General features: G+C 60.7%; 13 protein-coding genes and 1 tRNA gene. 4 read left to right on the top strand and 10 right to left on the bottom strand.

From position 1 onward, the window contains the following. Genes coaE through AC07PT_RS10430 form a run of 3 tightly spaced genes read left to right on the top strand, consistent with a single transcriptional unit; the run spans position 1 to position 1,662 of the window. Positions 1 to 621 carry a dephospho-CoA kinase gene (coaE, locus tag AC07PT_RS10440; protein WP_492347259.1) on the top strand — a complete coding sequence of 207 codons (621 nt, stop codon included), beginning with the start codon at positions 1 to 3 and terminating at the stop codon, positions 619 to 621. Positions 622 to 641: 20 nt separating this feature from the next. After that, a complete protein-coding gene (zapD, locus tag AC07PT_RS10435) occupies positions 642 to 1,397 on the top strand; it encodes a cell division protein ZapD (RefSeq protein WP_492347260.1) in 756 nt (251 codons plus the stop codon). A gap of 43 nt (positions 1,398 to 1,440) precedes the next feature. Then, positions 1,441 to 1,662 (top strand): DNA gyrase inhibitor YacG, encoded by a 222-nt coding sequence (locus AC07PT_RS10430; RefSeq protein ID WP_494656627.1) that lies wholly within the window; start codon positions 1,441 to 1,443, stop codon positions 1,660 to 1,662. Positions 1,663 to 1,681: 19 nt separating this feature from the next. On the opposite strand, the gene AC07PT_RS10425 is transcribed toward AC07PT_RS10430, so the two are convergent. The 5 genes from AC07PT_RS10425 to AC07PT_RS10405 form a co-directional block, all read right to left on the bottom strand. Further along, positions 1,682 to 2,119, bottom strand: a complete 438-nt coding sequence (locus tag AC07PT_RS10425) for an NUDIX domain-containing protein (RefSeq protein ID WP_494656626.1) — start codon at positions 2,117 to 2,119, stop codon at positions 1,682 to 1,684. Next, entirely contained in the window at positions 2,112 to 2,987 is an 876-nt protein-coding gene (locus AC07PT_RS10420; RefSeq protein WP_492347263.1) for an ATP-binding protein, read from the bottom strand. Before AC07PT_RS10420 ends, AC07PT_RS10425 begins: the two co-directional genes overlap by 8 nt. A gap of 18 nt (positions 2,988 to 3,005) precedes the next feature. Then, the gene (gene argJ / locus AC07PT_RS10415; RefSeq protein WP_492347264.1) at positions 3,006 to 4,235 is read right to left on the bottom strand and encodes a bifunctional glutamate N-acetyltransferase/amino-acid acetyltransferase ArgJ; all 1,230 of its coding nucleotides are present in this window, start codon (positions 4,233 to 4,235) and stop codon (positions 3,006 to 3,008) included. A 105-nt stretch (positions 4,236 to 4,340) separates the two neighbouring features. Then, positions 4,341 to 7,094 carry a preprotein translocase subunit SecA gene (gene secA, locus AC07PT_RS10410; RefSeq protein WP_492347265.1) on the bottom strand — a complete coding sequence of 918 codons (2,754 nt, stop codon included), beginning with the start codon at positions 7,092 to 7,094 and terminating at the stop codon, positions 4,341 to 4,343. 163 nt (positions 7,095 to 7,257) lie between these two features. Continuing rightward, on the bottom strand, positions 7,258 to 8,208 hold the full coding sequence (locus AC07PT_RS10405) for a M23 family metallopeptidase (protein WP_492347266.1): 951 nt from the start codon (positions 8,206 to 8,208) through the stop codon (positions 7,258 to 7,260). A 32-nt stretch (positions 8,209 to 8,240) separates the two neighbouring features. Between AC07PT_RS10405 and AC07PT_RS10400 the strand changes: the two genes are divergently transcribed. After that, complete coding sequence (locus AC07PT_RS10400) at positions 8,241 to 8,549, top strand: hypothetical protein (protein ID WP_492347267.1); 309 nt, start codon at positions 8,241 to 8,243, stop codon at positions 8,547 to 8,549. A gap of 25 nt (positions 8,550 to 8,574) precedes the next feature. Here the strand turns inward: AC07PT_RS10400 and AC07PT_RS10395 are convergent. The 5 genes from AC07PT_RS10395 to AC07PT_RS10375 all read right to left on the bottom strand — a co-directional run bounded on the left by AC07PT_RS10395 (position 8,575) and on the right by AC07PT_RS10375 (position 12,154). Then, a tRNA-Thr gene (locus tag AC07PT_RS10395) sits at positions 8,575 to 8,650 on the bottom strand. Between the two features lie 61 nt (positions 8,651 to 8,711). After that, positions 8,712 to 9,212 carry a ClpXP protease specificity-enhancing factor gene (locus AC07PT_RS10390; RefSeq protein WP_492347268.1) on the bottom strand — a complete coding sequence of 167 codons (501 nt, stop codon included), beginning with the start codon at positions 9,210 to 9,212 and terminating at the stop codon, positions 8,712 to 8,714. Positions 9,213 to 9,236: 24 nt separating this feature from the next. Continuing rightward, a complete protein-coding gene (locus AC07PT_RS10385) occupies positions 9,237 to 9,848 on the bottom strand; it encodes a glutathione S-transferase N-terminal domain-containing protein (protein WP_019576115.1) in 612 nt (203 codons plus the stop codon). A 94-nt stretch (positions 9,849 to 9,942) separates the two neighbouring features. Then, a complete protein-coding gene (locus AC07PT_RS10380; RefSeq protein ID WP_492347269.1) occupies positions 9,943 to 10,725 on the bottom strand; it encodes a cytochrome c1 in 783 nt (260 codons plus the stop codon). Positions 10,726 to 10,744: 19 nt separating this feature from the next. Then, positions 10,745 to 12,154 carry a cytochrome b gene (locus AC07PT_RS10375; protein ID WP_492347270.1) on the bottom strand — a complete coding sequence of 470 codons (1,410 nt, stop codon included), beginning with the start codon at positions 12,152 to 12,154 and terminating at the stop codon, positions 10,745 to 10,747. Position 12,155: the final 1 nt, after the last annotated feature.

Genomic DNA, 12,155 nt, shown 5'->3' with positions numbered 1-12,155 from the left:
ATGGCATCGGCGCTCCGTCAGGTCAGGCACCTCGGGTTGACCGGAGGGATAGGTTCGGGCAAAAGCACCGTGGCCAAGCTGCTGTCCGAGCATGGCGCGGGACTGATTGATGCCGACGCCGTGGCCCGTCAACTGACGCAGGCCGGGGGAGAGGCCATGCCAGAGATCGAGGCCCGCTTTGGTGCAGGCGTACTCGCCTCGGACGGAGCTCTGGACCGCGATGCCATGCGCGCGCTGGTTTTCAGCCAGCCCGATGCACGCGCCCGGCTCGAAGCCATCATCCACCCACTGGTCGGCAAGAACCTGCAGGCCGAGGCGATCGCGCATGAAGCGGCTGGCGCCCCTTTGGTGGTGTACGACATCCCCTTGCTTGTCGAATCCAAACGCTGGCCCGCAGAACTCGACGGGGTGGTGGTGGTCGACTGCCTGCCCGAGACCCAGATCAGCCGGGTCCAGCAGCGCAGCGGCCTCGGTCGCGAGGCCGTGCAGGCGATCATGGCCGCGCAAGCCAGCCGTGAACAACGCCTGGCCTGCGCAGATGCCGTGATTTTCAATGAGGGTTGCACCCTGGAGGCCCTGGGCCAGCAGGTGGCCGATTTGGCCCATTACTTCGGGCTATGATGCGCGCAACGGAACGAGCAGTGATCCTCTACGAATACCCCTTCAACGAACGCATTCGCACCTACCTGCGCCTGGAGCAACTCTTCCGGCGCCTGGGTGAACTGGTCTTGCGCGATGCCGCACTGGACCACCATTTCGCCCTGGCCACGATCTTCGAAATCATGGACGTTGCGGCACGAGCCGACCTCAAGTCGGACGTGCTCAAAGACCTCGAAAAACAAAAATCCGCGCTCAACGGTTACCGGGGCAACCCCTCCATCTCTGAGCAGATTCTCGATGGGGTGATCGCCCAGATCGATGCCGACTTTGCGGCCCTCAATGGGCAGCCCGGCAAGGCCGGCCAATCGTTGACCGAAAACGAATGGCTGATGAGCATCCGCAGCCGCATCGGCATTCCGGGTGGCACCTGCGGCTTTGATCTGCCAGCCTACTACGCTTGGCAGCATGCGGATCCAGCCCAACGACGCGACGACCTCCAGGGCTGGGCGGGGACCCTCGGGCCGCTGGCCGAGTCCATTTTTCTGCTGCTGAAGATGCTGCGCGACTCAGGCACGCCCCAAAAGGTGGTGGCCGAGCGCGGGCAGTTCCAGCAGACACTGCCCCAAGGGCGTACCTTCCAGTTGATGCGCCTGCGCCTGAACCCAGCTTGGGGATTGATTCCTGAAATCAGCGGCAACCGCCTGCTGGTGTCCGTCAGGTTGATGCGTCAGGAGGCAGATGGACGTCTGCATGCCTGCAGCGAAGACGCCAACTTCGAACTGGCCTTGTGCGCGTGACCTGCCCGAGTGCGGCAGACGCCTGCCCCCTCCGTCGAATCCCATGAGCACCGACAACTCCGCCCCTCAACCTCAAGGCGCTCGCACCGTGCGGTGCCCCGCCTGTGGAGGCCCCAGCCTCTACCACCCCAGCAATGGCTACCGGCCATTCTGCAGTGAACGTTGCAAGAACCTCGACTTTGGCGCCTGGGCCAGCGAAACCTTTCGCATGCCCACCGAGGCGCCACCAGACGACGCGCCTTACGGCGATCCTCGCCTGCAGTGAATTGGGCGGCGCAGCCGCGTCATTCAGACCGGGCGGCCGTGACCACAGGCCCCCCATGACCTCGCTCGGCGGCCAGCCAATCCAGCACCGGAAAAGCGCCCGGCAGAACCGGCGCCACGGTCAAGGGAAACTGTTGCCACGCCATGCTTTGGCCCTCGCGCATTTCAAAGTCACCCTGCCACTCATGCACCTTGCACCAATGCAAGCGGACCAGGGCATGTGGATAATCGTGCTCCGTGACTTTCCAGGCCTGTGCAGCACCAATCACCACGCCCAATTCCTCTTCCAGTTCGCGGCGCAAGGCCTGCTCCACCGTTTCACCGGCTTCGAGCTTGCCCCCCGGAAACTCCCAATACCCCGCATAGGGCTTGCCCTCAGGGCGGGAACTCAACAGCAGCGCGCCGTCAGCTCGGATGAGAATCCCGACAGCCACTTCTGTGTGTTGGCGCTCAGCCATGGGCACGCCCTGCAAAATCACGCGCAAACTGATAGGCCACCCGGCCGCTGCGAGATCCACGCTCCAGAGCCCAAACCAGGGCCTCCGGGCGGGCGGCCTCACGCGCACCCTCCGAGACCCCGAAAGAGCTCAGCCACTGCCCCACGATGGTGAGGTATTCATCCTGCGAGAAAGGGTAGAAGCTGACCCACAGCCCAAAGCGCTCCGACAGCGAGATTTTCTCCTCGACCACTTCACCCGGGTGCACTTCGCCGTCTTCGGTGTGCGTGTAGGTGAGGTTTTCCGTCATGTACTCGGGCAACAGATGGCGCCGGTTGCTGGTGGCATAGATCAGCACATTGGGCGTCGCCGCCGCCACCGAGCCATCCAGGATCGACTTGAGCGCCTTGTAGCCGGCCTCACCCTCTTCAAAGCTCAAGTCATCGCAAAAGATGAGGAACTTCTCGGGGCGGGCAGAGACCACGTCCACGATGTCGGGCAAATCCGTCAAATCCGCCTTGTCAACCTCAATCAGACGCAAGCCCTCGGGGGCGTATTCATTCAAGCAGGCCTTGATCAACGAGGACTTGCCGGTACCCCGGGCCCCTGTCAACAGCACATTGTTGGCCGGCAGGCCACGCACGAACTGCTGGGTATTGCGCTGGATCTTCTCCTTCTGCGGCTCGATCTCCTTCAGGTCTTCGAGCTTCATCACCGCCACGTGACGCACAGGCTCCAGCACGCCATGCCCGGAACCACGCCGACGGTAACGCCAGGCAATCGATGCGTTCCAGTCAGCCGGTGCCGACAGGGGCTGAGGCAACACGGATTCGATGCGCGCGATCAACTGCTCGGCGCGCAGCATCAGGTGTTCAAATTTTTCGTTCATGGGCTTCGCGCCTGAGGCTCAGGACCGGTAGTCAGCGTTGATGCTCACGTAATCGTGGCTCAGATCACAGGTCCAGACGGTGTCCGCTGCGGCACCACGGCCCAGCACCACACGCACGGTGATTTCGCTTTGCTTCATGACGCGTTGGCCGTCTTCCTCACGGTAAGCCGGGTTGCGCCCACCTTGGACGGCCACATGCACATCGTCCAGATACAGGTCGATGCCGGTCTGATCGAGGTCGGCAATGCCTGCATAGCCCACCGCTGCCAGGATGCGGCCCAGGTTGGGGTCACTGGCGTAGAAAGCGGTTTTGACCAAGGGCGAGTGGGCGATGGCATAGGCCACCAGGCGGCACTCTTCCGCCGTCTTGCCACCTTCAACACGCACAGTGATGAATTTGGTGGCACCTTCGCCATCACGCACGATGGCCTGCGCCAACTTTTGCGCCACCTCCAGCAAGGCGGCCTTGAGCAAGGCCCCATCACCCGAATCCAGCGACTGGATGAGCGGATTGCCCGCCTTGTGGGTGGCCATCAACACAAAGGAGTCATTGGTGGAGGTGTCGCCATCGATGGTCACCCGGTTGAACGAGCCTTCGGCCAGGTCACGCACCAACCCCTGCAGCAAGGCCGGATCCAGCGCCGCATCGGTGGCCAGAAAGCCCAGCATGGTGGCCATGTTGGGGCGGATCATGCCCGCGCCCTTGCTGATACCGGAAATCGTCACCGGCACGCCGGACAGGGTGATGCGCCGGCTGAACGCCTTGGGCACGGTGTCGGTGGTCATGATGCCTTCGGCGGCTCGGCCCCAATGGTCTTCGCGGGCATCGGCCAAGGCGGCTGGCAGGCCGGCTTCGATGCGATCCACCGGCAGGGGCTCCATGATCACGCCTGTCGAAAACGGCAGGATCTGATCGGGCGACAGAGTCAGTTGGCGGGCCAGGGCGATGCAGGTGGCGCGAGCACGCACCAGACCATCCTCACCCGTGCCGGCATTGGCATTGCCAGTATTGATCACCATGGCGCGCACACCGGCACCACGGCTCAGATGCTCGCGGCTGATCTGCACAGGCGCAGCGCAAAAGCGGTTCTGGGTGAACACACCGGCCACGCTGGTGCCTTCATCCAGCAAAAAGACGGTCAGGTCCTTGCGGTTGGCCTTGCGTACCCCGGCCTCGGCCACGCCGATGCGCACGCCGGGAACCGGAAAAATCTCATGGGGAAGCGGAGCAGAAAGATGAACAGGCATGGTCGACTTTCAAAACAAGAGCCCTTGCCAGCGGTGGATTGCCATGCGCCAGCGAGGCCCGAATGAACAACACGGGCCGCAGCCCGTGTCAGGAGTGTGCAGGGCTCAGGCCAACTTGCCGTGACACAGCTTGAATTTCTTGCCACTACCGCAGGGGCAAGGATCGTTGCGCCCCACGCGCAACAGCGCATCGGCGGGCAAGGGTGCGCCCGACTGATCGGCCACCGTCTCGACCTCGCCGGTCTCGGTGGGTGCCGTGTAGGTCACGTTGGAGATGTGCTCGGCACGGGCCTCCAGCGCTTGGGCGGCTTCACCGACTTGATCGTCAGATTGCAGACGAACTGTCATCAACAGGCGAGTGACTTCGTTCTTGACTGAATCCAGCATCTGGCCGAACAGTTCAAAGGCCTCGCGCTTGTATTCCTGCTTGGGTTGCTTCTGGGCATAGCCGCGCAGGTGGATGCCTTGGCGCAGGTGGTCCAGCGAGCTGAGGTGTTCGCGCCAGTGGCTGTCAATGGTCTGGAGCAGGACAACGCGCTCGAACTGGGTGAAACTCTCGCCGCCCACCACATCCACCTTGGCCTGGAAGACCTCGCCGGCCGCTTTTTGCACGGCCTCGAGGATGTCATGGTCCATGATGGCACTGGATTTTTCGACCAGCGCCTGCAGATCGACTTCGATCTGCCACTCATCCTTCAGCACCCGCTGCAAACCCGGCAGGTTCCATTGCTCTTCAACCGACTCGGCCGGCACATAGGCGCGGACCAGATCGTCAAAGCAGCCCTCGCGCAAGCTGGCAATCTGGGCCTCCAGGCTGCCCGCATCCAGAATGTCGTTGCGCTGCTGGTAGATCACCTTGCGCTGGTCATTGGAGACATCGTCGTATTCCAGCAATTGCTTGCGGATGTCGAAGTTGCGGGCCTCCACCTTGCGCTGGGCCGACTCGATGCTGCGCGTGACGATGCCGGCTTCGATGGCCTCACCTTCGGGCATCTTCAGACGATCCATGATCGCCTTGACACGATCGCCCGCAAAGATGCGCATCAATTGGTCGTCCAGGCTCAGGTAGAAGCGCGAGGAGCCCGGATCACCCTGGCGGCCCGAACGGCCGCGCAACTGGTTGTCAATGCGGCGGGACTCATGGCGCTCGGTAGCGATGATGCGCAAGCCACCCTGCTGTTTGACAACTTCATGGTCACGCTGCCATGCCTCGCGCAGCTGGGCGACCTTCTGTTCGCGCTGTGCCACGTCCAGCGATTCATCAGCCTCAGCCTCGGCCAGGGCCTTTTCGATGTTGCCACCGAGCACGATGTCGGTCCCGCGGCCTGCCATGTTGGTGGCAATGGTGATCATCTTCGAGCGACCTGCCTGGGCCACGATGTCAGCCTCACGGGCGTGCTGCTTGGCGTTGAGCACCTGATGCGGCAACTTTTCGCGATCCAGCAACTGAGAGATCAGCTCGGAGTTCTCGATCGAGGTGGTGCCGACCAGCACGGGCTGCCCACGCTCATAGCAATCGCGAATGTCCTTGACGGCGGCGTCGTACTTTTCCTTGGTGGTCTTGTAGACGCGGTCGAGTTGGTCGTCACGACGACTGGGCTTGTTCGGCGGGATGACCATGGTCTCAAGACCATAGATCTCCTGGAACTCATAGGCCTCGGTGTCCGCCGTGCCCGTCATGCCGGACAGCTTGCTGTACAGGCGGAAATAGTTCTGGAAGGTGATCGAGGCCAGGGTCTGGTTCTCGGCCTGAATGGCCACGCCTTCCTTGGCTTCAACAGCCTGGTGCAAGCCATCGCTCCAGCGGCGACCCGACATCAGGCGGCCAGTGAACTCGTCAACGATCACGATCTCGCCGTCCTGCACCACATAGTGCTGGTCACGGTGATAAAGGTGGTTGGCCCGCAGCGCTGCATACAGGTGGTGCATCAGCGAGATGTTGGCCGGGTCGTAAAGCGAGGCCCCCTCGGGCAGCAAGCCGGCGCTGTAGAGAATGCGCTCGGCGTTCTCATGGCCCTGCTCGGTGAGCACCACCTGATGGGTCTTCTCGTCGACGGTGAAGTCACCAGGCTTGGTCACACCCTCGCCCGTGCGAGGATCGGCCTCACCCTCCTGGCGAACCAGCAAAGGCACCACGCGGTTGATCGCGATGTACTGGGCCGTGTGGTCATCGGCCTGACCACTGATGATCAAAGGCGTACGCGCCTCGTCGATCAGGATCGAGTCCACCTCGTCCACGATGGCGTAGTTGAGGCCACGCTGCACGCGATCCGTGGTCTCGTAGACCATGTTGTCGCGCAGGTAGTCAAAGCCATATTCGTTGTTGGTCCCGTAGGTGATGTCTGCCCCGTAGGCCGCCTGCTTTTCAGCCCGCGGCATCTGCGGCAGGTTGACGCCGACGGTCATACCCAGGAAGTTGTACAGACGCCCCATGTTGGCCGCGTCTCGCCCCGCCAGGTAGTCGTTGACCGTAACCACATGCACGCCCTTGCCGGACAACGCATTCAGATAGACCGCCAAGGTCGCCGTCAGCGTCTTGCCTTCCCCGGTGCGCATTTCAGCGATCTTGCCGTTGTGCAAGCCCATGCCGCCCAACAACTGCACATCGAAGTGGCGCATGCGCATGACCCGCTTGGAGCCTTCACGAACCACCGCAAAGGCCTCAGGCAGGATCGCGTCGAGACTTTCCCCCTTGCTGACCCGCTCACGGAATTCGTCAGTCTTGGCCCGCAGCGCCTCGTCCGACAATTTTTCGTACTCAGGCTCCATCGCGTTGATGCGATCCACCGTCTTGCGGTACTGACGCAGAAGCCGATCGTTGCGGCTGCCGAAAATTTTGGTGAGGAAATTAGTGGCCATGAAAACAAGACCGCTCTGCCTGCTATGCGCCATGACAGAGCGACCAAAATCCCTAAAACAATGCTGAATTCAGGTGGAGCCGACTTCCTGGATTGCAAGCGTGCGTGCAACAACGCGCCAAGCCAGGATACCGGCACAAGATAGAGATTCTACCTTTTGGCCCCTACTGCGCCGTGACAGCGCCACGCCGGTCTGCCAGCGTGGTGGAGGCACTCGATCCGGCGCGCAAAAAGCGGTTCGGATCCTGCGGGACGCCCTGCACCAACAACTCGAAGTGCAGGTGGGGACCGGTGGAGCGCCCCGTGGTGCCCACTTCGGCAATGCGCTGGCCACGCTTGATCAGATCGCCCTTGTGCACAAACACCCGTGAAGCGTGCGCATATCGGGTGACAAGATCATTGCCATGATCGATCTCGATCATCTGTCCATATTCGGGATGGTAGGCCTGCGTGACCACCACACCCCCCGCGGCGGCCAGAATCGGCGTGCCGACATCCGCCTGGTAGTCCTGCCCGGTGTGCAGCGCAGAGCTGCCCGTGATGGGATCAATGCGCCACCCGAAACCAGAACCCAGCGGGCGTCCCGGAACGGGGGTCTGGGTGGGAACCATCATCTTGCGGATCTTCTGGTCGAACAAGCGGGATTCAATCACCGTCATCAGATCGACACGCTGGTCTGCCACGCGCTCAAGCTCATCCAGTGTGCTTTGCAATTCTTCAAAAGTCATGGGGCGGGCGGCGACCAAGGCCCCACCACGCCCCGGCGTCGACTTCAGATCGGCACTCACCCCCGCAAGACCCGACACGCGCTCCCCAAGAGATTCGAGTTGCATCATCCTGGCCTGCATTTCACCGACCCTTCGGGCCATGACATCCAGGTTCTCGCGCAAGTAGCGATCACGCTGCTCGTTCTCGTCCTTCACAATCAGTTTGACCACCGAGCCGATGACAGGCCAACCTTCACGCGCCCCTTTGAGAAAAACCCAGTGGTAAAGCCCGGCGGCAAACAGCATCAGCCCCAACGAAGCCAGCAGGGTTGCCAGCAGCAAATGCCAGCCACTCAAGTGCAAGGCCCTGCTCTTGGCCAACCAGGCATCCGTGATAATCAGTTGCAATTCAGTACCTCTCCAGAAAACCGGGTCCCCACATGAACCGTCGACATCAAGCTGTGACGCTCGCCCAGGCGTCGATGGAATCGCCCACCCTGGCCAGATTGTCAGAATTGGTGCGGGATTCGTCGTTGCGCCTGAAGGCCATCGAACCCCTGATCCCTCCCTTGCTCAGATCGGCCATCAAGGCCGGGCCCATTGACGGACCAACCTGGTGCCTGCTGGTTGAATCAAACTCGGCTGCAGCCAAGCTGAAACAACTGTTGCCGGCCTTGCAGGCGCATTTGAGAAGTCGGGGGTGGGAGGTTACCGCAATCCGACTCAAGGTTCAAACAGCGAACCGTTGAATGGAGGGGGTGACAAAAGAGAAGATGGTGCCGGTTGTCGGATTCGAACTGACGACCTACCGCTTACAAGGCGGGTGCTCTACCAACTGAGCTAAACCGGCTGACCCCAGAGGGTACGGGCAGGATTCTAACTGCCAGAACCCCGGGGAGAAATGAAAATGCCTACTTAATTCGCTTCAACGCCGGCCTCGCACCCGCGGGCGAAGCAGGCTTGGGAGGCTCGGGCGGTGTCTCCGCAGAGGGTGCAGCGGCCTCGTCCACCGACACCAACTGCACGACACGCTCATCAGATGAGGTTTCGGACAGAACAGGCTTGGCATCGGCCTTCGGTTCGGACGGAGTATCCGCGATCGGAAAAGCCATCCCTTGACCGTTTTCACGGGCGTAGATGGCCATCACACGCTCGATCGGCACCAGGATTTCGCGTGGCACGCCGCCGAAACGCGCCTTGAATGCGAGGAAATCGTTGCCGATGTTGAGGCCGCTCGTGGCGTCATAGCTGACGTTGAGAACGATCTCCCCCTCCTTGACGAACTCACGCGGCACCTGAACCGACTCATCCACAGCAACCGCCACGTAGGGCGTGAACCCGTTGTCAGTGCACCACTCGTACAAAGCGCGGATCAGATAAGGACGGGTCGATGGAGACTCCTGGGCATTCATGGCGTTCTTTCGCAAACAGAGGGCTTACTTGCGCATGACCTTTTCGGACGGCGTGAGCGCTTCGATGTAGGCCGGACGCGAGAAAATACGCTCGGCGTACTTGAGCAGAGGCGCGGCGTTCTTGCTCAGTTCGATGCCGTAGTAATCCAGACGCCACAGCAGCGGGGCAATCGCCACATCCAGCATGGAGAAATTCTCGCCCAGCATGTACTTGTTCTTCAGGAACACCGGAGCAAGCTGGGTGAGGCGGTCGCGGATGTGGGCGCGTGCTTTTTCCAGGGCCTTTTCATTGCCCTTGGTCAGACGCGACTCGAGGGCGCTCACGTGCACAAACAATTCCTTCTCGAAGTTCAGCAGGAACAGGCGGACACGGGCACGATCCACCGGATCGCCGGGCATCAGCTGAGGATGAGGAAAGCGCTCATCGATGTACTCGTTGATGATGTTCGATTCATACAGAATCAGATCCCGTTCGACCAGGATAGGCACCTGACCGTAGGGATTCATCACATTGATGTCTTCTGGCTTGTTGTAGAGATCCACGTCGCGAATCTCGAAGTCCATGCCTTTTTCAAACAAGACAAAGCGGCAGCGGTGGGAAAAGGGACACGTGGTCCCCGAGTACAACACCATCATGGTAACGGCTCCTCAAAATCAAAAAGAGTGGGGCGCCCAAGGCGGACCCACTCTGCGGGCCTGATCGACCGAGTCGATCAGGCAGGTGACGGAATTACTTGACGTCTTTCCAGTAAGCAGCGTTCAGACGCCAGGCGATCAACGTGAAGAAAGCCAGGAAGATCAGAACACCCACGCCCACCCGGACACGTGTATTTTGCGCTGGCTCGCCCATCCACTGCAGATAGGCCACGAGATCCCCTACGGCCTGATCATATTGCAGGGGCGTCATGGTACCCGGAGTCAGCTGCTCCCAGCCCTTGAATACCTCAACCTTGTGGCCATGCTCCTCGGATTCTTCATATACCGGACGGCGCGCGCCTTGCAGTTCCCAGAGCACGTGCGGCATGCCCACGCTCGGGAAGACCAGGTTGTTCCAGCCGGTGGCCTTGGTCTCGTCGCGGTAGAAAGTGCGCATGTAGGTGTAGAGGTAGTCGGCACCCGTGCCACCATGACCCGCACGCGATCGGGCGATCACGGTCAGATCGGGCGGGTTGGCACCAAACCAATCCTTGGCCTGCTTGGGATCGATCGCAGCCTTCATGGTGTCACCGACCTTTTCGGTCGTGAACAGAAGGTTGTCCTTGATCTGCTGCTCGGTCAGGCCGATGTCCCTCAGGCGGTTGAAGCGCATGAAAGCAGCCGAATGGCAGTTGAGGCAGTAGTTGACGAAGATCTTGGCGCCGTTTTGCAGGGCAGCCAGATCATTGGTCTTGTTGGGTGCCTTGTCCCAAGCCACACCACCTTCGTTGGCTTGGACGCCAGCAACCAGACCGACAGCCATGGCCAAACCAACGATCAGGTGACGGGCGAAGCCCAGGTTTGCAAGCTTTTTCATTGTTTTTCTCTCCAGCAAATCAATGGGCAGCAAAAGTCACACGATCAGGAACCGGCTTGGTTTCACCGATCTGACTCCACCACGGCATCAACAGGAAGAAGCCAAAGTAGAACAAGGTACCCACTTGGGACACACGCTCGCCAATCGGAGACGGCGGCTGCACACCAAGGTAGGCCAGCACCACGAACACCACCACGAAGACGGCATAAAGGTATTTATGCCAGCTCGGGCGATAGCGGATGGATTTCACCGGGCTTTGATCCAGCCAAGGCAGGAAGAACAGGATGATCACTGCGCCACCCATGACCACCACACCCCAGAACTTGGCGTCGATGGACAACATCAGGGCGATGACCACCACCGCTGCGCCCACGACACCCGCCTTCAGGAAGGCCGGCAGTTTGGATTTGACGGCACCGAAGAAGGCGCCAGCGGCCACGCAAGCGATCAACGCATACATCATCTCGCCCGTGATGGCACGCAGCATCGAGTAGAACGGCGTGAAGTACCAGACCGGGGCGATGTGGTTCGGCGTCTTGAACGGATCGGCCGGGATGAAGTTGTTGTATTCCAGGAAGTACCCACCCGCTTCAGGGGCGAAGAAGATCACTGCCGTGAACACCATCAGGAACACACTCACGCCCAGGATGTCGTGAACGGTGTAGTACGGATGGAAAGGAATGCCATCCAGAGGGTGACCGTTGGCATCGCGGGGCGCCTTGGGGCCCTTGATTTCGACGCCATCCGGGTTGTTCGAGCCCACTTCATGCAAGGCAATGATGTGAGCGGCCACCAGACCCAGCAGCACCAGCGGAACCGCAATCACGTGGAAGCTGAAGAAACGGTTCAAGGTCGCATCGGACACCACATAGTCGCCGCGGATCAGCAAAGCCAGATCAGGGCCGACAAAGGGGATGGCAGAGAACAGGTTCACGATCACCTGAGCGCCCCAGTACGACATCTGCCCCCAGGGCAGCAGATAGCCCATGAAGGCCTCGGCCATCAGACACAGGAAAATGGCGCAACCGAAGATCCAGACCAGTTCCCGCGGCTTGCGGTACGAGCCGTACAGCAGACCCCGGAACATGTGGAGGTAGACCACGATAAAGAATGCCGAAGCACCGGTGGAGTGCATGTAACGCACCAGCCACCCCCAGGGCACATCACGCATGATGTACTCGACCGAGGCAAATGCCAGCGTGGCATCCGGCTTGTAGTGCATGACCAGGAAGATACCGGTCACGATCTGAATCACCAGCACCAGCATGGCCAGTGAGCCAAAGAAGTACCAGAAGTTGAAGTTCTTGGGTGCGTAGTACTCGGAGAGGTGCTCTTTGTACAGCTTGGACGCCGGGAAGCGGTTGTCCACCCAGTTCAGCAGCTTTTCGCCTGCCGAGGCGTTGGGGGAGATTTCCTTGTATTCAGCCATG

It is taken from the genome of Curvibacter sp. GW821-FHT09D12 (assembly GCF_059416245.1).
Note: the sequence above shows the minus strand (reverse complement) of the source record. Positions and strands in the feature narration are given on the sequence as shown.

Bases quoted from the DNA above. Each gene is read 5' to 3' on its own strand.
- coaE (WP_492347259.1), top strand. From the start codon at position 1: ATGGCATCGGCGCTCCGTCAGGTCAGGCACCTCGGGTTGACCGGAGGG.
- AC07PT_RS10430 (WP_494656627.1), top strand. From the start codon at position 1,441: ATGAGCACCGACAACTCCGCCCCTCAACCTCAAGGCGCTCGCACCGTG.
- AC07PT_RS10425 (WP_494656626.1), bottom strand. From the start codon at position 2,119: ATGGCTGAGCGCCAACACACAGAAGTGGCTGTCGGGATTCTCATCCGA.
- AC07PT_RS10420 (WP_492347263.1), bottom strand. From the start codon at position 2,987: ATGAACGAAAAATTTGAACACCTGATGCTGCGCGCCGAGCAGTTGATC.
- argJ (WP_492347264.1), bottom strand. From the start codon at position 4,235: ATGCCTGTTCATCTTTCTGCTCCGCTTCCCCATGAGATTTTTCCGGTT.
- secA (WP_492347265.1), bottom strand. From the start codon at position 7,094: ATGGCCACTAATTTCCTCACCAAAATTTTCGGCAGCCGCAACGATCGG.
- AC07PT_RS10400 (WP_492347267.1), top strand. From the start codon at position 8,241: ATGAACCGTCGACATCAAGCTGTGACGCTCGCCCAGGCGTCGATGGAA.
- AC07PT_RS10390 (WP_492347268.1), bottom strand. From the start codon at position 9,212: ATGAATGCCCAGGAGTCTCCATCGACCCGTCCTTATCTGATCCGCGCT.
- AC07PT_RS10385 (WP_019576115.1), bottom strand. From the start codon at position 9,848: ATGATGGTGTTGTACTCGGGGACCACGTGTCCCTTTTCCCACCGCTGC.
- AC07PT_RS10380 (WP_492347269.1), bottom strand. From the start codon at position 10,725: ATGAAAAAGCTTGCAAACCTGGGCTTCGCCCGTCACCTGATCGTTGGT.
- AC07PT_RS10375 (WP_492347270.1), bottom strand. From the start codon at position 12,154: ATGGCTGAATACAAGGAAATCTCCCCCAACGCCTCGGCAGGCGAAAAG.